The organism is Streptomyces sp. NPDC057939 (genome assembly GCF_042887545.1).
GTDB lineage: Bacteria > Actinomycetota > Actinomycetes > Streptomycetales > Streptomycetaceae > Streptomyces.
Genome location: NZ_JBHVPG010000087.1, coordinates 1 through 20,334 on the forward strand (window position 1 = coordinate 1; position 20,334 = coordinate 20,334).

At 71.1% G+C, this 20,334-nt stretch carries 17 protein-coding genes; 9 read left to right on the forward strand and 8 right to left on the reverse strand.

Annotated elements, in window-relative coordinates; genetic code table 11:
* Positions 1-227 precede the first annotated feature (227 nt).
* Together ACFVS6_RS41195 and ACFVS6_RS41200 are read left to right on the forward strand one after the other, a co-directional pair.
* Positions 228-1,118, forward strand: a complete 891-nt coding sequence (locus ACFVS6_RS41195; protein WP_389711672.1) for a TIGR01777 family oxidoreductase — start codon at positions 228-230, stop codon at positions 1,116-1,118.
* A 220-nt stretch (positions 1,119-1,338) separates the two neighbouring features.
* Positions 1,339-2,625: an NAD(P)/FAD-dependent oxidoreductase gene (locus ACFVS6_RS41200; protein ID WP_389711673.1), complete on the forward strand. Its 1,287-nt coding sequence runs from the start codon at positions 1,339-1,341 to the stop codon at positions 2,623-2,625.
* 133 nt (positions 2,626-2,758) lie between these two features.
* On the opposite strand, the gene ACFVS6_RS41205 is transcribed toward ACFVS6_RS41200, so the two are convergent.
* Positions 2,759-4,198 carry a regulator gene (locus ACFVS6_RS41205; RefSeq protein WP_389711674.1) on the reverse strand — a complete coding sequence of 480 codons (1,440 nt, stop codon included), beginning with the start codon at positions 4,196-4,198 and terminating at the stop codon, positions 2,759-2,761.
* Between the two features lie 354 nt (positions 4,199-4,552).
* On the opposite strand from ACFVS6_RS41205, the gene lipB reads away from it, so the two are divergent.
* The 4 genes from lipB (at position 4,553) to ACFVS6_RS41225 (ending at position 7,637) form a co-directional block, all read left to right on the forward strand.
* Positions 4,553-5,350: a lipoyl(octanoyl) transferase LipB gene (gene lipB / locus ACFVS6_RS41210; RefSeq protein ID WP_389711675.1), complete on the forward strand. Its 798-nt coding sequence runs from the start codon at positions 4,553-4,555 to the stop codon at positions 5,348-5,350.
* Between the two features lie 110 nt (positions 5,351-5,460).
* Positions 5,461-6,414: a lipoyl synthase gene (gene lipA, locus ACFVS6_RS41215; RefSeq protein ID WP_362877236.1), complete on the forward strand. Its 954-nt coding sequence runs from the start codon at positions 5,461-5,463 to the stop codon at positions 6,412-6,414.
* A gap of 316 nt (positions 6,415-6,730) precedes the next feature.
* Positions 6,731-6,928 (forward strand): hypothetical protein, encoded by a 198-nt coding sequence (locus tag ACFVS6_RS41220; protein ID WP_389711676.1) that lies wholly within the window; start codon positions 6,731-6,733, stop codon positions 6,926-6,928.
* A gap of 10 nt (positions 6,929-6,938) precedes the next feature.
* Positions 6,939-7,637 (forward strand): DUF4191 domain-containing protein, encoded by a 699-nt coding sequence (locus ACFVS6_RS41225; RefSeq protein WP_362877238.1) that lies wholly within the window; start codon positions 6,939-6,941, stop codon positions 7,635-7,637.
* A 206-nt stretch (positions 7,638-7,843) separates the two neighbouring features.
* Here ACFVS6_RS41225 and ACFVS6_RS41230 read toward each other — a convergent pair whose 3' ends face one another.
* Positions 7,844-8,311, reverse strand: coding sequence for an RDD family protein (locus ACFVS6_RS41230; RefSeq protein WP_389711677.1), 468 nt, complete (start codon positions 8,309-8,311; stop codon positions 7,844-7,846).
* Positions 8,312-8,496: 185 nt separating this feature from the next.
* On the opposite strand from ACFVS6_RS41230, the gene glnA reads away from it, so the two are divergent.
* Together glnA and ACFVS6_RS41240 are read left to right on the forward strand one after the other, a co-directional pair.
* Complete coding sequence (glnA, locus tag ACFVS6_RS41235) at positions 8,497-9,906, forward strand: type I glutamate--ammonia ligase (RefSeq protein ID WP_031148608.1); 1,410 nt, start codon at positions 8,497-8,499, stop codon at positions 9,904-9,906.
* 164 nt (positions 9,907-10,070) lie between these two features.
* Positions 10,071-10,463, forward strand: a complete 393-nt coding sequence (locus ACFVS6_RS41240; protein WP_389711678.1) for a hypothetical protein — start codon at positions 10,071-10,073, stop codon at positions 10,461-10,463.
* Positions 10,464-10,643: 180 nt separating this feature from the next.
* On the opposite strand, the gene ACFVS6_RS41245 is transcribed toward ACFVS6_RS41240, so the two are convergent.
* Positions 10,644-11,315 carry a TetR/AcrR family transcriptional regulator gene (locus tag ACFVS6_RS41245; protein ID WP_389711679.1) on the reverse strand — a complete coding sequence of 224 codons (672 nt, stop codon included), beginning with the start codon at positions 11,313-11,315 and terminating at the stop codon, positions 10,644-10,646.
* A gap of 85 nt (positions 11,316-11,400) precedes the next feature.
* On the opposite strand from ACFVS6_RS41245, the gene ACFVS6_RS41250 reads away from it, so the two are divergent.
* Positions 11,401-12,171: an SDR family NAD(P)-dependent oxidoreductase gene (locus ACFVS6_RS41250; protein ID WP_389711680.1), complete on the forward strand. Its 771-nt coding sequence runs from the start codon at positions 11,401-11,403 to the stop codon at positions 12,169-12,171.
* Between the two features lie 188 nt (positions 12,172-12,359).
* Here the strand turns inward: ACFVS6_RS41250 and ACFVS6_RS41255 are convergent, their stop codons facing one another.
* The 5 genes from ACFVS6_RS41255 to lpdA form a co-directional block, all read right to left on the reverse strand.
* Positions 12,360-12,878 (reverse strand): DUF4240 domain-containing protein, encoded by a 519-nt coding sequence (locus tag ACFVS6_RS41255; protein ID WP_389711681.1) that lies wholly within the window; start codon positions 12,876-12,878, stop codon positions 12,360-12,362.
* Between the two features lie 215 nt (positions 12,879-13,093).
* Positions 13,094-15,778 carry a pyruvate dehydrogenase (acetyl-transferring), homodimeric type gene (gene aceE / locus ACFVS6_RS41260; RefSeq protein WP_389711682.1) on the reverse strand — a complete coding sequence of 895 codons (2,685 nt, stop codon included), beginning with the start codon at positions 15,776-15,778 and terminating at the stop codon, positions 13,094-13,096.
* Positions 15,779-16,094: 316 nt separating this feature from the next.
* Positions 16,095-16,718, reverse strand: coding sequence for a GntR family transcriptional regulator (locus ACFVS6_RS41265; RefSeq protein ID WP_281210856.1), 624 nt, complete (start codon positions 16,716-16,718; stop codon positions 16,095-16,097).
* Between the two features lie 182 nt (positions 16,719-16,900).
* On the reverse strand, positions 16,901-18,622 hold the full coding sequence (gene sucB / locus ACFVS6_RS41270) for a 2-oxoglutarate dehydrogenase, E2 component, dihydrolipoamide succinyltransferase (RefSeq protein ID WP_389711683.1): 1,722 nt from the start codon (positions 18,620-18,622) through the stop codon (positions 16,901-16,903).
* A gap of 54 nt (positions 18,623-18,676) precedes the next feature.
* The gene (gene lpdA, locus ACFVS6_RS41275; protein WP_281204577.1) at positions 18,677-20,065 is read right to left on the reverse strand and encodes a dihydrolipoyl dehydrogenase; all 1,389 of its coding nucleotides are present in this window, start codon (positions 20,063-20,065) and stop codon (positions 18,677-18,679) included.
* Positions 20,066-20,334 lie beyond the last annotated feature (269 nt).

Below are 20,334 nucleotides of genomic sequence, written 5' to 3' on the forward strand. Positions count from 1 at the left end.
GCGCGGTACCGCCCCGCAACAGGAGACCCGGACGGGGCGCCATAAATCATGCCCGTCCCGGACGACACCCCACCCCGGCACCGGCCCCGCCCCACCCGCAGCTCCCGCACCGGCCCCGTCCCGACCCACCCGCAGCCGCCCCACCCCCGACCCCACCCCGGGGCGCCCGGCGTGGCCGGTGGGGGCGGGAACCCGCCCGGCCAGGGCAGCGGCGGCAGACTGGGCCCATGCGCATCGCCATCACCGGATCCTCCGGACTCATCGGTCAGGCCCTCGTCCAGTCCCTCCGCTCCGACGGCCACGACGTGGTCCGCTTCGTACGCCGCGCGCCCACCGCCCCGGACGAGGCCCGGTGGGACCCCGCAGGCGGCCACGTGGACCCGGCCGGGCTCGCCGGCTGCGGAGCCGTCGTGCACCTGGCGGGGGCCGGCGTCGGTGACAGCCGCTGGTCGGCGGCCTACAAGCGGGAGATCCGCGACAGCCGGGTCCTCGGGACGGCCGCCATCGCCCGGGCCGTGGCCGGCCTCGACAGCCCCCCGCCGGTCCTGGTGTGCGGCAGCGCCATCGGCTACTACGGCGACACCGGCGACCGCGCCGTCGACGAGAGCGCGCCGGCGGGGCAGGGCTTCCTCCCGTCCGTGTGCGTGGAGTGGGAGGCGGCCGCCTCCCCGGCCCGCGACGCCGGCGTGCGCACCGTCTTCGCCCGTACCGGGTTGGTGGTCGCCTCCGAGGGCGGGGCGTGGGGGAAGCTGTTCCCCGTCTTCCGGGCCGGCATCGGCGGCCGGCTCGGCAACGGCCGCCAGTACTGGTCGTTCATCTCGATGCACGACGAGATCGCCGCCCTGCGGCACCTCATCGACACCCCCGACCTCTCCGGCCCGGTGAACCTGACCGCGCCCGAACCGCTGACCAACCGTGAGATCACCGCCGCCATGGGCCGGGTGCTGCACCGCCCGACCCTGTTCGCCGTTCCCGCGCCGGCCCTGCGGATCGCGATCGGGGAGTTCTCCGAGGACGTGCTGGGCAGTCAGCGGGTCCGCCCCGCCCGACTGCTGGAGTCCGGATTCGTCTTCCGCCACCCCGGCATCGACGACTCCATCAGGGCCGCGCTGGCCTGAGCCCCCGCCCCGCCCCAGCCCACCCACACCGCCCCAGCATCCAGACGCGCCCCACGCGCCCCACGCGCTCCCGAACCGCCCACGTGCGACCGTTCGTGACCCGTATGCGACCACCATGCGACCGGAGTTGTGCGCAATACCCCACCGGACTCGGGTTCTCCTGGAGCCCGATGGGGGAAGGAGGTTCCCACACAGCCGCGCCGACCTCGGGGAGGGGCACGTGCTCAGCAGCACACACCATGCCGCGCACCACACCGCACAGCTCGCGGACGTCGTCATCGTAGGAGCCGGGGTCTCAGGACTCGCGGCCGCACACCACCTGATCGCGGCGGGGGTCACGGTCACCGTCCTGGAGACCGCCGACGATCCCGGAGGCCGCATGGCCACCGGATCGACCGACGGCTTCCACCTCGACCGGATCGGGCAGCTCCTCAACACCTCGTACACCGAACCGGCCCGCACCCCCGGCCTGGAGGGCCTCAGGCTGCGGCCCTTCGCCCCCGGAGTGCTGGTGCACGGAGTCGACGGCAAGCAGCAGCGGGCCGGGGCGCTCACCCCCGCCCGCGCGCTGGCCAGTGGTTCCCTCGACCAGGCCCGGCTCAGCGCCGCCCTCGGCCGGCTCGCCGCGCTTCCGCAGGAGCGGGTGCTGGCCCGCCCGGAGCGCTCGGCGCTCACCGCGCTGCGTTCCCGGGGCCTGCCACCGCGCACCGTGAACGGGGTCCTGCGCCCCCTGCTGTCCACCCTGCTGCGCGACCCGGACCTGACCACCTCCAGCCGCGTCGCCGACCTCGCGCTGCGCACCTTCGTCCGCGGCCGGCTCGCCGTGCCCGAGGGCGGGGCGGCGGTCCTGCCCCGGCTGCTCGCCGAGTCCCTGCCGCCGGGCACGGTGCGCACCGGGGTCCGGGTCCGTTCGGTGGCGACGAGCCTGGTCACCACCGAGGAGCACGGGGACTTCCGCTGTCGCTCCGTGGTCCTCGCGACGGGCGCCCGGGCCGCTGCCGAACTGCTCCCGGGGTTGCGGGTGCCGCGCTTCCACGAGGTGACGGTCATCCACCACGCGACCCCGGCGCCGCTGCCCTGGGACGGTTCGTTGCTCCTGGACGCGGACCCGAAGTGGCCGCTCGCGCACACCACCGTGATGAGCGCGGTCGACCCGAGCCGGGCACCGGCCGGCCGCAGCCTGGTCACCACCACCGTCCACGGCCCGCCGCCGCCCGCGCGGACGGTGGCCTCACGGCTGGCCCGGCTCTACGACACCTCGACCCGGGACTGGGACTGTCTCGCCGTGCACCACACACCGGAGGCCGTGCCCGCGATGCCCCCGCCGTACGACCAGCGGCGCCCCGTACGGGTCCTGGCGGGGCTCTACGTGTGCGGGGACCACCGCGACTCCAACACCGTCCAGGGCGCCCTGCACTCGGCGCGCCGGGCGGCCACGGCCCTGCTGCGCGACTTCGGCATCCCGCTCCCGGCCGCCCCGGAACCGGCCCTTCCGGCGGTGGCCTGAGAACCACCCCGGCCGAGGCCCGGTCCCACCACGGGACCGGGCCTCCGCACGTCCGCCCGCGACCGACCCCGGCCCCGGCCCCACCCCCCCGACCCCGACCCCGACCCCAAACCCCCGTCCTCACCCCGCCCGATCAGGACAGCGCCGCCACCCGGTCCCGGTAGGTCCGGACCGCCGAAGCGTCCCGGTACGGCTCCAGCCGCCGCTCGAAGTCCCGTACGTACTCCACCGCGCGCACCGACCGCATCTCCATCGCCTGCTGCGCCGCCTCCGCGCCCAACGCGCACGCCTGGTCCAGCTCGCCCAGCCCCAGCCGGGCCGTGGCCAGCACCACCCGGCAGAACAGCCGGGACCGGGCGTAGCCGGGCGAGCGCAACTGGAGGGAGCGCTCCGCGTGCTGGGCGCAGGCCCGGTACTGCTGGAGGTCCCGGTGGCAGTGCCCGAACTCGTCGGCGAGCTGCGCCTCGTCGAAGAACCGGGCCCACGGCGGTACGTCGTCCCCCGGCCGGCCCGCGCCCAGGGCGCGTTCGGCGCGGACCAGGGAGGCCGTCGCGGACCGCACCTCGCCGAGGACGGCGTGCCCCCGCGCCTCGGCGGCGTGCAGCAGCGCCTGCACCACCGGCGGGGGGCCCGAGCCGACGCCCTGCTGGGCGACCCGGGCCAGCTGGACGGCCTCGCGGCCGTGGCCGAGGTAGACCGCCTGCCGGCTCATGGTGACCAGGACGTAGGACCCGTACGGCCGGTCCCCGGCGGCCTGCGCGAGGCGCAGCGCCTGGACGAAGTACCGCTGGGCGAGTCCGTGCGCGGCGATGTCGTACGAGGTCCAGCCGGCGAGCCGGGTCAGGTCGGCGGCGGCGGAGAACAGCCGCCGGCCGGTGGTCTCGCCGTAGGTGCCGCGGAGCATCGGCTCGGCCTCGTGCTCCAGGTAGCGCACGAGGGCCTGACGGGCGTGGCCGCCGCCGTAGGCGTGGTCGAGGGTGCGGAACAGCTCGCTCACCGAGCGCAGCGCCGCGATGTCCCCGCCGGTGACCCGCTGCCCGGGGCCGCGGTCGACCTGGCGCTGGCGGGGGACCGATGCGCGGCCCTGCGCGGGGACGCGGGAGGCGACGGCGTCCGTGCCGCGTCCGACGCGTTCGTCGGCCCGGCCGATGAGCCAGTCCCGGCTGGGGACGACCAGGCCGGCCGGGGTGAAGGCGATCTTGCGCAGCTCGGCGTGCGATCCGGAGTCCTTGCGCCACAACCCGCTCGCGATGTCCACGGCCTCCTCGGGGGTGGCCGCGAACTCCAGCCCGGCGTAGACGGGGGCGCACGCGTCGAGGCCGAGGTCCTGCGCCGACAGCCGTCGCCCGAGGCGCCGGGTGAAGACCTCCGCGATCAGCGCGGGGGTCGTGCCGCGGGGCTGTTGGCCGCGCAGCCACCGGGTCACGGAGGTCTTGTCGTAGCGCAGGTCCAGACCGTGCTCCAGGCCGAGCTGGTCGACGCGGCGGGCGAGCCCGGCGTTGGAGAACCCGGCTTCCGCGATCAGCGCCGCGAGCTGCCGGTTGGGGACGCGCTGGGCAGGTCGTTCCGTCATCGGCTCCACGGTTTCCTGACGTGACGGACCGGGGTCCCGGCCCTGTGAACGGCGTGAATGTAGCGGCGAACTCCGCCCGCACCGCCCTCTCTGCCCCACATTCATCCGATCGTGTGCAGAATGGGTAGGGCCCTTTACGGACCGACCCGCGACCTCCGCATACGCTGCGGCCCATGACGCGCGCGCCCCGCGCGGCTCACCACCCCGACGCGTACGCGGAATCCGGCCCGGAACCTGCTCGGACCAGGCCCCGAGGCGTCTCGCGACGGGGGCCTGAAGGAGCCCGCGGCAGCCGCCGTACCCTTGGCCGGGTGCGGTACGTGCACACAGCAGGTTCAACGAGGAGGCGCTGCGGTGACTGAGCTTCGGTTTGTCCATCTGGGCTTCGGGCCGGAATCGGTCGAGTACACCGAGGCCTGGGACGAGCAGCGGCGCGTCCACGCCGCCCGCTTCGCGGACGAGATCGACGACACCTGCCTGATGGTGGAGCACCTGCCCGTGTACACCGCCGGTCGGCGCACCGATCCGAGCGAGCGCCCCCTCGACGGGACGCCCGTCATCGACGTGGACCGCGGCGGCAAGATCACCTGGCACGGACCGGGCCAGCTGGTCGGCTATCCGATCATGAAGCTGCCCCGCCCGGTGGACGTGGTGGCGCACGTCCGTCGCCTGGAGGACGCACTGATCCGCACGGCGGCCGAGTTCGGACTGGAGACCACCCGGGTCGAGGGCCGCTCCGGGGTGTGGGTGCTCGGCGACCCCGTCGAGGAGCGCCCGAAGATCGGCGGCCTCTCCCTGGAGTTCGACCCCCGTCTGCACGACGAGGAGTTCGACGCCCGCCTCAACGGTCCCGAGTACGCCCCCTCCAACGCGGGCCAGCGCCGCGAGGACCGCAAGCTCGCGGCGATCGGGATCCGCGTCGCCAAGGGCGTCACCATGCACGGCTTCTCCCTCAACGTGAACCCGGACAGCACCTGGTTCGACCGGATCATCCCCTGCGGCATCCGGGACGCCGGTGTGACCTCGCTCTCGTACGAGCTGGGCCGCGAGATCACCATCGCCGAGGTGCTGCCCGTCGCGGAACGGCACCTGAAGGACGTTCTGGAGCAGGCCGAGCTGCGGCCCCGCGAGATCGAGCCGGCCGTGGGCTGACGGCCCCGGGAATGCGTCCGGCGGCCCCCAGGTTGGCGGACGTAAGAGCGTACGAAATTACGGGCGTACCCTGGTGGGCGCCGAAGAATCGAAGTCACAGGGAGCCGGTCGTGTCCGCAGTCGCACCCGACGGACGCAAGATGCTGCGCCTCGAAGTCCGCAACGCCCAGACCCCCATCGAGCGCAAGCCCGAGTGGATCAAGACCCGGGCGAAGATGGGCCCCGAGTACACCAAGATGCAGGCCCTGGTGAAGGGCGAAGGACTGCACACGGTGTGCCAGGAAGCCGGCTGTCCGAACATCTACGAATGCTGGGAGGACCGCGAGGCCACCTTCCTCATCGGTGGCGACCAGTGCACCCGGCGCTGCGACTTCTGCCAGATCGACACGGGCAAGCCCGAGGCCCTGGACCGGGACGAGCCGCGTCGTGTCGGCGAGTCCGTGGTCACCATGGACCTGAACTACGCCACCATCACCGGTGTCGCCCGCGACGACCTGCCCGACGGCGGCGCGTGGCTGTACGCGGAGACGGTGCGCCAGATCCACCAGCAGACGGCGCACCGCGAGAGCGGTCACACCAAGGTCGAGCTGCTCGCACCGGACTTCAACGCGGTGCCGGAGCTGCTGGAGGAGGTCTTCGCCTCCCGTCCCGAGGTCTTCGCGCACAACGTCGAGACCGTGCCCCGCATCTTCAAGCGGATCCGCCCCGGCTTCCGCTACGAGCGGTCGCTCGACGTGATCACCAAGGCCCGCGAGTACGGCCTGATCACCAAGTCGAACCTGATCCTCGGCATGGGTGAGGAGCGCGAGGAGGTCAGCGAGGCGCTGCGCGACCTGCACGCGGCCGGCTGCGAGCTCATCACCATCACCCAGTACCTGCGGCCCTCGCCGCGCCACCACCCCGTCGAGCGCTGGGTGAAGCCGGCGGAGTTCGTCGAGCTGGCGAAGGAGGCCGAGGACATCGGCTTCTCGGGCGTGATGTCGGGCCCCCTGGTCCGCTCGTCGTACAGGGCGGGTCGCCTCTACACCCAGGCCATGGAGAAGCGCAGCCGAGCCGGAGCGTAGGTTGCGGGTCCGTCCGAGGTACGAGGGCGGGCGCGCGGCCGTAGTGGTGGCGAGGCGGAGCTCGACGGGGTTTTCGTGAAGCGCGGCCGAGCCGGAGCGCAGGTTCCCGGTGATGTGAAGTCGTTCACATAAACCTACTAAGCGGTAACACTGTGTCGACGCGGCCCCTAGGCTCTTATCGGGAGAGCCTGGGGGCCGCGTCAATATTTCATCACGTTTGACCGGCCGGTCATGCCCTGGTAACACCAGTCAGTGACGCTGGGTCCACGCACCGCACACGCCCTTCGATGCGAGCTCCGAGAGAGGGACCGACATCATGCAGGCCGCGCCCGTACGCGCCATCGCCATCCCGTCCGTCGCCGAGGCTTTCCGCGGCATCGAGTCGCTGCTCATGAGCGGCGCCCGCCGCAACGCCTGGACGGCCGTCCTGGAGGACCGCCGCAGGGCCAAGGACCGGGTCGAAACCGAGCACGTGGTCGAGGCCGCGGCCACCCGGACCCCGCGGGCCACGTAAACTTCGCCTCATGGCGAGGAAGTCAAACGCAGAGACTGCTGCGAACCCCGGGCGACTGAAGCAGATCGCCCTGACGTACAAGATGACGCGCAAGGCCGACCCGAAGGTCGGTCTGATCGTCGCGGGCGTGGGAATCGTCACCTTCGGTGTCTTTCTTGCGATCGGCTTCCTGATCGGTCACCCGGTCTACCTGGGCATCCTGGGCTTCCTGGTGGCGTTCCTGGGGATGGCGATCATCTTCGGGCGACGGGCCGAGCGCGCTGCCTTCGGGCAGATGGAAGGACAGCCGGGCGCGGCCGCGGCCGTACTGGACAACGTGGGACGGGGCTGGACGACCACCCCGGCCGTCGCGATGAACCGGAACCAGGACATCGTCCACCGGGCCGTCGGCAAGGCGGGCGTGGTCCTGATCGCCGAGGGCAACCCGAACCGGGTGAAGACCCTGCTCGCGGCCGAGAAGAAGAAGCTGGCCCGGATCATGCCCGACGTTCCGGTGCACGACTTCATCGTCGGTACCGGCGAGGGCGAGGTGCCGCTCAAGAAGGTCCGTACGACGCTGCTGAAGCTGCCGCGCGTCCTGTCCGGTCCGCAGATCACCCAGGTCAACGACAAGCTCCGGGCCATGGGCGACCTCATGAGCAACATGCCGGTGCCGAAGGGTCCGATGCCCGGGCGCGGCGGTTCCGCTCGCCCGCCCCGCGGACGCTAGGACCTCCGGGCGACGACGGGACTTCGACGACAGGCCCTGGTGGCCTAGAGGGCCGCTCCGCCTTCCGTATACGACGGGGCGGCGCGGGCCCGACGTACGACACACGTACGACGCACGACACGTGACACACGTACGACGCAGAGGCGCCCCCGAAGCCATCCGGCCCGGGGGCGCCCCTGCGTCGTACGTCCCTTCCAAGGCCCGCCCTAGATGCGGACCTGGACCGCGCCGGCCAGTCGGTCGTGCAGGCCGCGTCCGTCCCGGTCCCAGACCAGGGCCGGGATGACCAGGGCCAGCAGCACGGTACGGATGACCACGCGGACGATGCCGAGACGGTTGCCGTCCTGCCCGATGACCCGGAGTCCGAGAATCCGCTTGCCGGGGGTGAAGCCCACGGTCCCCACGGTGAGGATCGTCAGGATGACGAAGAGCCCCAGCGTCCAGTTGCCCGTGGCGCCCAGTCGGCCCCCCGTGATCAGTCCGTATGCGATGAGCTGGCAGCCGACCCAGTCGATGACGACCGCGCCGATCCGGCGGCCGAAGCGGGCCACGGAGCCGGGCCCCGACCGGGGCAGGCCGAGCTGCTGGCCCGGATAGCCGAAGTCGACGCCCATGTCCTCGGCGGCCGCACGGGGGCCGGAAAGCCAGGATCCGATTGCTTGCCTGTTGTCCACTCGACCACGGTACCGGTGGTGCTCCATCGAGCTCCGACGGGACCCTGGTTAACTTGTGCGAAACAAATGGGTCATGCTTGGGAAATCCCGTCTGCTTATGGTCGGGTCAGCGTGCGGCACCGCACTGACGCACCACGAGCTATAAAACCCGCCCCTGCCCCGGGGCCGGGAGTAGGAGGAGTTGGATGTTCCAGAACGCCGACGAAGTGAAGCAGTACATCGAGGAGAACGACGTCAAGTTCGTTGACGTCCGCTTCTGCGACCTGCCTGGTGTGATGCAGCACTTCACCATCCCGGGGCGGGCGTTCGACCCGAACGAGGAGCTGGCCTTCGACGGCTCCTCGATCCGCGGCTTCCAGGCGATCCACGAGTCCGACATGGCGCTGCGTGCCGACATCAGCACCGCGCGTCTGGACCCGTTCCGCAAGGACAAGACGCTCAACATCAACTTCTTCATCCACGACCCGATCACGGGCGAGGCCTACAGCCGTGACCCGCGCAACATCGCGAAGAAGGCCGAGGCGTACCTCGCCTCCACCGGCATCGCCGACACCGCGTACTTCGGCCCCGAGGCCGAGTTCTACGTGTTCGACAGCGTGCGCTTCGCGACCACCGCGAACGAGAGCTTCTACCACATCGACTCCGAGGCCGGCGCCTGGAACACCGGTTCCGAGGAGAACAACCGTGGTTACAAGGTCCGCTACAAGGGTGGTTACTTCCCCGTAGCCCCGGTCGACCACTTCGCCGACCTGCGCGCCGAGATCTCCCTCGAGCTGGACGCCCAGGGCCTCCAGGTCGAGCGCCAGCACCACGAGGTCGGCACCGGTGGTCAGGCCGAGATCAACTACAAGTTCAACACGCTGCTCGCCGCGGCCGACGACCTGATGCTCTTCAAGTACATCGTGAAGAACGTCGCCTGGCGCAACGGCAAGACCGCGACCTTCATGCCGAAGCCGATCTTCGGTGACAACGGCTCGGGCATGCACGTGCACCAGTCGCTGTGGGCGAACGGCGACCCGCTGTTCTACGACGAGGCCGGCTACGCGGGCCTGTCGGACACCGCCCGCTACTACATCGGCGGCATCCTCAAGCACGCCCCGTCGCTGCTGGCCTTCACCAACCCGACGGTGAACTCCTACCACCGCCTGGTTCCGGGCTTCGAGGCGCCGGTCAACATGGTGTACTCGCAGCGCAACCGTTCCGCCGCGATGCGCATCCCGATCACGGGCTCCAACCCGAAGGCCAAGCGCGTCGAGTTCCGCGCCCCGGACCCGTCGTCCAACCCGTACCTCGCCTTCGCGGCGCTGCTGCTCGCGGGCCTCGACGGTGTCAAGAACAAGATCGAGCCGATGGAGCCGATCGACAAGGACCTCTACGAGCTCTCGCCCGACGAGCACGCGAGCGTCCCGCAGGTCCCGACCAGCCTTGAGGACGTCCTCAAGGCCCTGGAGGAGGACCACGAGTACCTCCTGGCCGGCGGTGTCTTCACCCCCGACCTGATCGAGACCTGGATCGACTACAAGCGCACGCACGAGATCGCCCCGATCGCGCAGCGTCCGCACCCGCACGAGTTCGAGCTGTACTTCGACCTCTAGGTCGTAGCCCTCGAAACACCGGGTCATGCCTGATGAGAGGCCTCCCGCCGCACTCCACGGAGTGCGGCGGGAGGCCTTTTCGCTTTGACAGGCCGCCCGGGCCGGGTGAGGGTTGAAATGACCCGAATGCCGGATGAGCGAGACATGTTCGGAGGTGCATGAAGATGCGCCGCAGGATCATCGCCACAGTCGTCGCAGGAGCCGCAGGGCTCACCATGGGCCTCCTGCCCGTCGGCAGCGCCTCGGCCGCGGTCACCGGGGGCGGAGGCGGGGGAGGTGGCGGCGGAGGCTGGTGCGACTCGCGCCATGACGACTGCTGCGACCGCAACTGGGACAGTCGGTACTGCGGGCAGGGCGTGGGCGGCTGGTACGAGCCGGACTGGCGCGACAACGACCGCTACTACAACTCGAACTACTACGACGCCAACTGGCGCGGCAACTGGAACCCCCACTACTACGGCGGGGACGGCGACCGCGGCTACTACTACTACGACGACGGTGACCACCGCGGCGGCTGGAACGACGGCTGGGGCGGCGGGTACCGCTACAACGACTAGCGCCGACCGGCGCGCCGACGTACGGCGGGCCTCCGGGTGGCCATCGGGCCTCCGGAGGCCTCCCGCGTTCCCGGCGGCTCCTCCACGGCGCTTCGACGCCGGAGCCGACGGGCCCTGGGACCTGTCGTCGAACTCCCGTCCGCCCGCCTCCGGGCGACGACGGGACTTCGACGACAGGCCTTAGGTCCGGGCCGCCGGGTCGCGCAGCAGCGGCATCGCGCCGGTGAGGTCGTGCAGGCAGCGCACCGCCATCTCGGCGGGGGAGCCGGGCCCCGCCACGGGGGCGTCGGTGGCCGACCAGAGTTCCAGCGAGACCCGGATCGCGTCGGTGGCGGCGGCGGCCAGCAGGCGTACGGCCAGCGGCTCGGCCCCCGGGCCGGCGAGCCTGGCGATCACCGGGACCAGGCGCTCCTCGGAATCCTGGTTCACCCGGTACCAGACCGCCCGCAGGGCCTCGTCGCCCGTGGCGGCGCGCAGCAGCCCGCGGGTCACCTCCAACCCCTCCTCGACCGCCTGGGAGTCGCTCAGCGACCGGGTTATCGCCCGCGCCAGCGCCTCTCCCAGCGGGGTGCCCGGGTCCTCCTCCGCGAGCAGGGCCCGCCAGGCGTCGCCGCCGCCCGCCAGCAGCGGGCCCACGGCCTCCTGCTTGTTGCGGAAGTAGCGGTAGAAGGTGCGCAGTGCCACGCCCGCGCGCTGGGCGATGTCTTCGGCTGTGGTGCCGTCGGGACCGTGTTCGGCGAACAGTTCGCAGGCCGCGCGGGCTATGTCGAGCTGGGTGGCGGCTTTGCGGCGCTCGGTCAGCGACTGGGTCCCGGGGCCGCTCTGGGGGGAGTACGGACGAGGAGATCTCACAGGTGAAGCGTACCGTCCGGCATGCGGGCGATTGCATGCATTGACAGTCTGGCAAAACGTGCCATCAACTCGGTACGCTTCGCCCATGAACCGTTACGAAGGACGTCGCGTCCTCATCACCGGCGGCGGGTCCGGCATCGGCCGGGCCACCGTCCACCGCATCCTCGCCGAAGGTGGCCGGGTCCACACCGTGGACGTCGACAAGGCCGGTCTCCAGGTCACGGCCGACCGGGCCGCCGCCGACGGTCACGCCGACCGGCTCAGCACCGCAGTCCTGGACATATCCGACGAAGCCGCCGTGCAGACGGGCGTCGCCGACGCCGTCGACGCCCTCACCGGCCTCGACGTCCTCGTCAACGCTGCGGGCATCCTGCGCTCCGCGCACACCCACCGGACCACACTCGACTTCTGGAACAAGGTCATCTCGGTCAACCTGACCGGCACCTTCCTGATGATCCGCGAGTCGCTCCCCGCGCTCCTCGCGGGCGACCAGCCGGTGGTCGTGAACTTCAGCTCCACCTCGGCGTCCTTCGCCCACCCCTACATGTCCGCCTACGCGGCCAGCAAGGGCGGCATCCAGTCCATGACCCACGCCCTGGCCGCCGAGTACAGCAAGCAGGGCCTGCGCTTCGTCGCCGTCGCCCCCGGCTCCATCGAGTCGGGCATGACCACCGGCAACGGCCCCGGCCTGCCCGAGGACACCGACTGGAGCCTGTTCACCAAGCTCGCCCCGGCCCTCGGCCAGGGCTTCGCCGGCCCCCAGACGGTGGCCGGGGTCGTCGCCATGCTCGGCTCCGAGGACGGTGCGTTCATCACCGGCACCGAGATCCGCATCGACGGCGGCACGCACTACTAGTACCCGTCGGATCCTGTCGGGGCGGTGCGGACCGGCGCCGCACCCCGCCGCACTGCCGGGGCACCCGGGTACGCCCAGTACGCGGGAGCCCCGGCAGCGCGCCGAGGCCCAGCACCGGACGACGCGGACCTGACCGACGGGATCCGCAGGAGACGACCCGGACGGAAAGCGGCCCGCCGAGCCGGGGATCAGTCCCGGAAGCGGTCCCAGAGCCGGGGGAAGCGCTGCGCGAGCACGGCCTCGTCCTCGAAGTCCAGCGCGGTGCCCTCCGGCTCGGCCGGCTGGAGCGGCACGCCGAGGTCCGGGGCCACCGCACCGGTCAGCTGCTCGTACGCCTCGTCGGCCGCGTACCCGAGCTCCTCGCCGTCCCCGTCGATCTCCTCGTCGAACTCGCCCAGCAGCTCCGCGAGGTGGTCCGGGTCGTGGACCCCGCCCTCGAAGACCTCCCGGCCCTGCCCGATCAGCCAGCACCGGAAGTAGTCGAAGGCGTCGTCGCTCGCGCCGTCCAGCAACACCCATGCGGCGCCCCACAGGTCCCAGGTGTACGCCCGGTTGTAGCGCGACTCGAAGTGCCGCGCGAAGTCCAGGACGGAATCCGGATCGAGCTGTGCCAGCCGATCGACCAGCAGCTCGGCGTGCTCCTCGGGGTCGCCCTCGGCGGCCTCGCGGGTACGGTCGACGATCTCCCAGAACTCCGTCTCGTCCATCACCGCTCCAGCATCACGGGTCAACCCCCGCGCCGCCACCGCTCATACGGCCAAAGGCCGGTGTCCGACACCCGCCCGGCCCCCCCCCGCGCGCGGACCGTGAGGGCCGGATGGCGGGCGGGGCCGCCGTGCGACACGGGCGGAAAACGCCGAGAGGCGGCCCGTCCCCTCCTGGGCGGGCCGCCTCACGGGCGGGTCACACGGTGCGTCGCGGCCTACAGGCCGTAGCGCTCCCGGGCCTCCTTGACGGAGGACGCCGGTACCTCGCCGCTGCGGGCGAGCTGGGCCAGCGCGGCCACGACGATCGACTGGGCGTCGACACCGAAGTGGCGGCGGGCGCCCTCACGGGTGTCGGACAGGCCGAAGCCGTCCGTACCCAGCGAGGTCCAGTCCTGCTCCACCCACTGGCTGATCTGGTCCGGGACCTGACGCATCCAGTCGGAGACGGCGAGCACCGGGCCGGCGACGCCCTCCAGCGCGCGGGTGACGTACGGGGTGCGCAGCTCGCCGCGCAGCAGCGCCTCGTCGCACTCCAGCGCCTCGCGCCGCAGCTCGCCCCAGGAGGTGGCGGACCAGACGTCGGCGGCCACGTTCCACTCGGCGGCGAGGAGCTTCTGCGCCTCCAGCACCCAGTGGATCGCCGTACCGGAGGCCATCAGCTGGACCTTCGGGGCGTCGGCGGCCGGGGCCGCCTCCGCCAGGTCGGCCGCGGTGTTGAAGCGGTACAGGCCCTTGAGGATGCCTTCCTCGACGCCCTCGGGCATCGCGGGCTGCACCTTCGGCTCGTTGTAGACCGTCAGGTAGTAGAAGACGTCTTCCGGCTTCTCGCCGTACATCCGGCGCAGACCGTCCTTGACGATCACCGCGATCTCGTACGCGAAGGCCGGGTCGTAGTTCAGCGACGCCGGGTTCGTGGACGCGATCAGGTGCGAGTGGCCGTCCGCGTGCTGGAGGCCCTCACCGGTCAGCGTGGTGCGACCGGCGGTGGCGCCGACGATGAAGCCCTTGCCGAGCTGGTCGGCGAGCTGCCACATCTGGTCGGCGGTGCGCTGCCAGCCGAACATCGAGTAGAAGATGTAGAAGGGGATCATCGGCTCGCCGTGCGTCGCGTACGACGTGCAGGCGGCGATGAAGTCGGCCATGGCGCCGGCCTCGGTGATCCCCTCGTTGAGGATCTGGCCGTCCTTGGCTTCCTTGTAGTACATGAGCTGGTCGCGGTCGACCGGCTCGTACGTCTGGCCCAGCGGCGAGTAGATGCCGGCCGACGGGAAGAGGGACTCCATGCCGAAGGTACGGGCCTCGTCGGGCACGATCGGCACCCAGCGCTTGCCGGTCTCCTTGTCCCGCATCAGGTCCTTGACGAGGCGGACGAAGGCCATGGTGGTGGCCATCTCCTGCTTGCCGGAACCCTTGAGCAGCGGGGCGAAGGAACGGTCGGCCGGCGCCGGCAGGGCGACGTGCTTGACGCTGCGGGCCGGGGCGGGACCGCCGAGCGCCGCGCGGCGCTCGTTCAGGTACCGGACCTCGGGGCTGTCCGCGCCCGGGTGACCGTAGGGGACGACGCCGTCGGCGAAGGCGCTGTCCGGGATCGGGAGGCCAAGGAGGTCACGCATGTCCTTGAACTCGTCGATCGTCAGCTTCTTCATCTGGTGGTTCGCGTTCTTCGACTCGAACCCGGCACCCAGCGTGTAGCCCTTGACGGTCTGCGCGAGGATGACCGTCGGCGCGCCCTTGTGCTCCAGGGCGGCCTTGTACGCGGCGTAGACCTTGCGGGGCTCGTGGCCGCCGCGGGAGCTGTGGAAGCACTCGGCGATCTTCGCGTCGGACAGCACGCCGGCCAGCTGCACGAGCTCGGCGTTGGCGCCGAAGAAGTGCTGGCGGATGTAGGCCACGTCGCGGGTCGCGTACGTCTGGAACTGCGCGTCGGGTACCTCGCGCAGGCGGCGCACCAGGGCGCCCGTGGTGTCGAGCTGGAACAGCTCGTCCCAGGCGGAGCCCCACAGCGACTTGATGACGTTCCAGCCGGCGCCGCGGAACTGGGCTTCCAGCTCCTGGACGACGCGGAAGTTCGCGCGGACCGGACCGTCGAGGCGCTGCAGGTTGCAGTTGATGACGAAGGTCAGGTTGTCGAGCTGCTCGCGGGAGGCCAGGGCCAGGGCGGCGGTCGACTCGGGCTCGTCCATCTCGCCGTCGCCGAGGAAGGCCCAGACGTGCGAGTTGGCGGTGTCCTTGATGCTGCGGTTCTGCAGGTAGCGGTTGAAGCGCGCCTGGTAGATCGCCGACAGCGGGCCGAGGCCCATGGAGACCGTGGGGAACTCCCACAGCCAGGGCAGGCGCCGCGGGTGCGGGTAGGACGGCAGGCCGTTGCCGCCGGACTCCTGGCGGAAGTTGTCGAGCTGCTGCTCGGACACGCGTCCGTCGAGGAAGGCGCGGGCGTAGATGCCGGGGGAGGCGTGGCCCTGGATGTAGAGCTGGTCGCCCGATCCGTCGGCCTCCTTCCCGCGGAAGAAGTGCTGGAAGCCGGTCTCGTACAGCCACGCGGCGGAGGCGAAGGTGGCGATGTGGCCGCCGACGCCGTACTTGGAGCCGCGGGTCACCATGGCGGCCGCGTTCCAGCGGTTCCACGCGGTGATCCGGGCTTCCATCTCCATGTCACCGGGGAACTCGGGCTCCGCGGAGGTGGGGATGGTGTTGACGTAATCCGTCTCCAGCAGCTTCGGCAGGGCGAGGCCGGCGGCCTCGGCGTGCTGGAGCGTGCGGCGGAGCAGGTATTCGGCGCGGCGCGTACCGGCGGCCTTGGCGACGGCGTCGAGTGAGGCCGCCCATTCGGCGGTCTCCTCGGTGTCGCGGTCCGGGAGCTGGTCGAGCTCGCTCGGAAGCTTTCCTACGGGGTCGGACATCGGTGTGCGCCGCCTTCCGGACAAAGGAGAGGTGGTGGTGATAAGAACCCTGACGGGCAGGACAGGGTCGTTGGACCCGGTGGGGTCCGCGTTGACTGTAAAGCGCTGATCGATGATCGATCAAATAAAAGTGACAAATAAATGTCACTCCGGCGAAAGTCGGCACCCGGTGCCATTGACGGAGGCACGGCGTGCCCGTGGACCGAGTGCACGACACGGTGCCGGAAAACACCTGGAGATCCGCTCGAAAGCGCAGGTCGACGACGGTTTCGCGGGGGGCCCGGAGAGCGTCCCGGACCCGCCCGGCGGGCCGCGTTCAGGCGCGCGGGGCGCAGCCCAGGACGTGCCGCTTCACGAGCAGTCCGATGTCCGGATCCTGGGACCGGAACGCCGCCACGAGGGCTTCGTGCTCCTCGGCGTAGGACTTCTGGACCGTTCCCAGCCACCGGATGGACAGGGCCGTGAACACCTCGATGCCCAGGGACTCCCAGGTGTGGAGCAACACGCTGTTCCCGGCGGCCCGCACCATCTCCCGGTGGAAGCCCACGGTGTGCCTCACCTGCGCGGTGCCGTCCTCGGTGCGGTCGGCCTCCCACAGGGCCGCCACGTGCGGCTCCAGGGCCGTGCAGTCGGTGGCCAGGCGGGGCGCCGCCAGCTCGGCGGCGATCTGCTCCAGCCCGGCCCGGACGGGGTAGATCTCCTCCAGGTCGGCCGCGGAGAGGTTCCGTACGCGCACGCCCTTGTTGGGGGCCGACTCGATGAGCCGCAACGTCTCCAGCTCCCGCAGGGCCTCGCGCACGGGCGTCTGGCTGACCTCCAGCTCGACGGCGATGCGCCGCTCCACGATCCGCTCGCCGGGCTTCCAGCGGCCGCTGACGATCCCCTCCACGATGTGCTCGCGGATCTGCTCGCGCAGCGAGTGCACGACGGGTGGGGTGATCATCGGCGCTTCATCTCCTGTGGGGGCACGCGGGGCCTGATGCCGTAGACAATACGGCGGTCGTGGCCTGCTGCGATGCGTTCCTCGCGGGTGACGCTTGGTGAGGCTCGTTACAACGACGAGGCCCCCGCCCGGACGAATCCGGGCGGGGGCCTCGTATACGGCGTTTCGGTCCGGGGACCTTACAGGCCGAGCTCGACCTCGAACTCGCCGGCCTCAAGGATCGCCTTGACGGCCGAGAGGTACCGGGCCGCGTCCGCGCCGTCCACCAGGCGGTGGTCGTAGGACAGGGTCAGGTACGTCATGTCGCGGATGCCGATGTTGGTGCCCTCGGCGGTCTCGATGACCACCGGGCGCTTGACCGTGGCGCCGATGCCCAGGATGGCGACCTGGTTCGGAGGCACGATCACCGTGTCGAACAGCGCACCGCGCGAGCCGGTGTTGCTGATGGTGAAGGTCGCGCCCGACAGCTCGTCCGGCGTGATCTTGTTGCCGCGGACCTTGCCGGCGAGATCGGCGGTCGCCTTGGAGATGCCCGCCAGGTTGAGGTCACCGGCACCCTTGATGACCGGGGTCATCAGGCCCTTCTCGGAGTCCACGGCGATGCCGATGTTCTCCGAGTCGAAGTAGGTGATGGTGCCCTCGTCCTCGTTGATCCGGGCGTTGACGACCGCGTGGGCCTTCAGCGCCTGGGCCGCGGCCTTGACGAAGAACGGCATCGGGGACAGCTTGACGCCCTCGCGGGCGAGGAAGCCGGCCTTGGCCTTCTCGCGCAGCTTCATGATCTTGGTGATGTCCACCTCGACCACGGAGCTGAGCTGCGCCTGCGAGTGCAGGGCCTTCATCATGTTGTCGCCGATGACCTTGCGCATGCGGGTCATCTTGACCGTCTGACCGCGCAGCTCGGAGACCGCGGCGGCCGGAGCCTTGGCGGCGGGAGCGGCGGCCGGAGCCGGAGCGGCGGCAGCGGCCTTCGCGGCCTCGGCGGCGGCGATGACGTCCTGCTTGCGGATGCGGCCACCGACACCGGTGCCCGAAACCGTCGACAGGTTGACGCCGGACTCCGAGGCGAGCTTGCGCACCAGCGGGGTCACGTACGCGCCCTCGTCGCCGGCCGGAGCCGGAGCCGCGACCGGAGCGGCGGCGGCCGGAGCGGCAACCGGAGCCGGAGCGGCCGGAGCCGGGGCAGCGACCGGAGCCGGGGCGGCCGGGGCGGCCGGAGCCGCCGGGGCGGCGACCGGAGCCGGAGCGGCGGCGGCAGGGGCGGCGGCCGGCGCGGCACCGGCGACGCCGATGACGGCCAGACGGGCGCCGACCTCGGCGGTCTCGTCCTCGGCCACCAGGATCTCCAGCAGGGTGCCGGAGACGGGGGCGGGGATCTCGGTGTCGACCTTGTCCGTGGAGACCTCGAGCAGCGGCTCGTCGGCCTCGACGGACTCGCCGACCTCCTTCAGCCACCGGGTGACGGTGCCCTCGGTGACGGACTCGCCCAGCGCGGGCAGCACGACATCGGTGCCGGACGCGGCCGGAGCGGCGGCGGCAGGGGCCTCGGCAGCCGGAGCAGCGGGGGCCGCGGGGGCCTCCGCGGCCGAAGCCGGGGTCTCGGCGGCCGGAGCGGCCGGAGCCTCGGCGGCGGCCGGAGCCTCGGCCGGGGCCGCGTCGCCGGAGCCGTCGTCGATGACGGCCAGCTCGGCGCCGACCTCGACGGTCTCGTCCTCGGCGACCTTGATGGAGGCCAGGATGCCGGAGACGGGCGACGGGATCTCGGTGTCGACCTTGTCGGTCGAGACTTCGAGCAGCGGCTCGTCGGCCTCGACGCGCTCGCCCTCGGCCTTCAGCCAGCGGGTGACAGTGCCCTCGGTGACGCTCTCACCGAGCGCCGGAAGGGTTACGGAAACCGACATGGTTTCAGTTGCTCCTAACGAAAGTGCGGAAGTGGTCGTCGCGCCCGCGAACGATCAGTCGTGTGCGTGAAGCGGCTTGCCGGCCAGGGCCAGGTGGGCCTCGCCGAGCGCTTCGTTCTGGGTCGGGTGGGCGTGGATGAGCTGCGCGACCTCGGCCGGCAGGGCCTCCCAGTTGTAGATCAACTGGGCTTCGCCGACCTGCTCGCCCATCCGGTCACCGACCATGTGGACGCCGACCACGGCACCGTCCTTGACCTGGACGAGCTTGATCTCGCCCGCGGTCTTCAGGATCTTGCTCTTGCCGTTGCCCGCCAGGTTGTACTTCAGGGCCACGACCTTGTCCGCACCGTAGATCTCCTTGGCCTTGGCCTCGGTGATGCCGACGGACGCGACCTCGGGGTGGCAGTACGTCACGCGCGGAACGCCGTCGTAGTCGATCGGGACGGCCTTCAGGCCGGCCAGACGCTCCGCGACGAGGATGCCCTCGGCGAAGCCGACGTGCGCGAGCTGGAGGGTCGGGACGAGGTCACCGACGGCCGAGATGGTCGGCACGTTGGTCTGCATGTACTCGTCGACCAGGACGTAGCCGCGGTCCATCGCGACGCCCTGCTCCTCGTAGCCCAGGCCCTGCGAGACCGGACCGCGACCGATGGCGACCAGCAGCACCTCGGCCTCGAAGGTCTTGCCGTCGGCGAGCGTGACGCGCACGCCCGACTCCGTGTACTCGGCCTTCTCGAAGAAGGTGCCGAGGTTGAACTTGATGCCGCGCTTGCGGAACGCGCGCTCAAGGATCTTCGAGCTGTTCTCGTCCTCGACCGGGACGAGGTGCTTGAGGCCCTCGATGACGGTGACGTCGGTGCCGAAGGACTTCCACGCCGAGGCGAACTCGACGCCGATGACGCCGCCGCCCAGGATGATCGCGGACTCGGGCACGCGGTCCAGGACCAGCGCGTGGTCCGAGGAGATGATGCGGTTGCCGTCGATGTCGAGACCCGGCAGGGACTTCGGCACGGAGCCGGTGGCCAGGAGCACGTGGCGACCCTGGATCCGCTGTCCGTTGACATCGACGGAAGTCGGGGAGGAGAGGCGGCCCTCACCCTCGATGTAGGTCACCTTGCGGGAGGCGACCAGCCCCTGCAGGCCCTTGTACAGGCCGGAGATGACATCGTCCTTGTACTTGTGCACTCCGGCGATGTCGATGCCCTCGAAAGAGGCCTTGACACCGAACTGTCCGGCTTCGCGCGCCTGGTCCGCGATCTCACCGGCGTGCAGCAGAGCCTTCGTGGGGATGCAGCCGTTGTGCAGGCAGGTGCCACCGAGCTTGTTCTTCTCGATCAGCGCAACGTCGAGACCCAGCTGGGATGCGCGGAGAGCCGCGGCGTAACCGCCACTGCCACCGCCGAGGATCACTAGGTCGAAAACGGTGCTGGCGTCGTTCGCCACGTCACGTCCTCCATGCATGTGCGCCGGGCACCGGTCCTCTGTGACCGGGCGGCGGCTGGTAATCGGCCGCTTGCTTCTTCGGCCCTGTGGTGGGGGCCCTGTCCTGCCGAGAACCCATCTTCGCATTTGTCGGGGGAACGCGGGACGCCGGGCCCCCGGGGTGGACCGTCGTTCCGCCCGAAGTAACGGTTACCCATGCGTAGAAAGCTACTGATCCTCGACGTTTCTTCCAGAGCGAACGCGCCGCGGGACCCCGATCGGGGTCCCGC

What these genes read in the sequence shown, in the direction of transcription:
- ACFVS6_RS41255 (WP_389711681.1), bottom strand. Translation starts at nt 12,878, where the DNA reads ATGGACGAGACGGAGTTCTGGGAGATCGTCGACCGTACCCGCGAGGCC.
- aceE (WP_389711682.1), bottom strand. Translation starts at nt 15,778, where the DNA reads ATGTCCGACCCCGTAGGAAAGCTTCCGAGCGAGCTCGACCAGCTCCCG.
- ACFVS6_RS41195 (WP_389711672.1), top strand. Translation starts at nt 228, where the DNA reads ATGCGCATCGCCATCACCGGATCCTCCGGACTCATCGGTCAGGCCCTC.
- ACFVS6_RS41250 (WP_389711680.1), top strand. Translation starts at nt 11,401, where the DNA reads ATGAACCGTTACGAAGGACGTCGCGTCCTCATCACCGGCGGCGGGTCC.
- ACFVS6_RS41240 (WP_389711678.1), top strand. Translation starts at nt 10,071, where the DNA reads ATGCGCCGCAGGATCATCGCCACAGTCGTCGCAGGAGCCGCAGGGCTC.
- ACFVS6_RS41225 (WP_362877238.1), top strand. Translation starts at nt 6,939, where the DNA reads ATGGCGAGGAAGTCAAACGCAGAGACTGCTGCGAACCCCGGGCGACTG.
- ACFVS6_RS41220 (WP_389711676.1), top strand. Translation starts at nt 6,731, where the DNA reads ATGCAGGCCGCGCCCGTACGCGCCATCGCCATCCCGTCCGTCGCCGAG.
- ACFVS6_RS41205 (WP_389711674.1), bottom strand. Translation starts at nt 4,198, where the DNA reads ATGACGGAACGACCTGCCCAGCGCGTCCCCAACCGGCAGCTCGCGGCG.
- glnA (WP_031148608.1), top strand. Translation starts at nt 8,497, where the DNA reads ATGTTCCAGAACGCCGACGAAGTGAAGCAGTACATCGAGGAGAACGAC.
- sucB (WP_389711683.1), bottom strand. Translation starts at nt 18,622, where the DNA reads ATGTCGGTTTCCGTAACCCTTCCGGCGCTCGGTGAGAGCGTCACCGAG.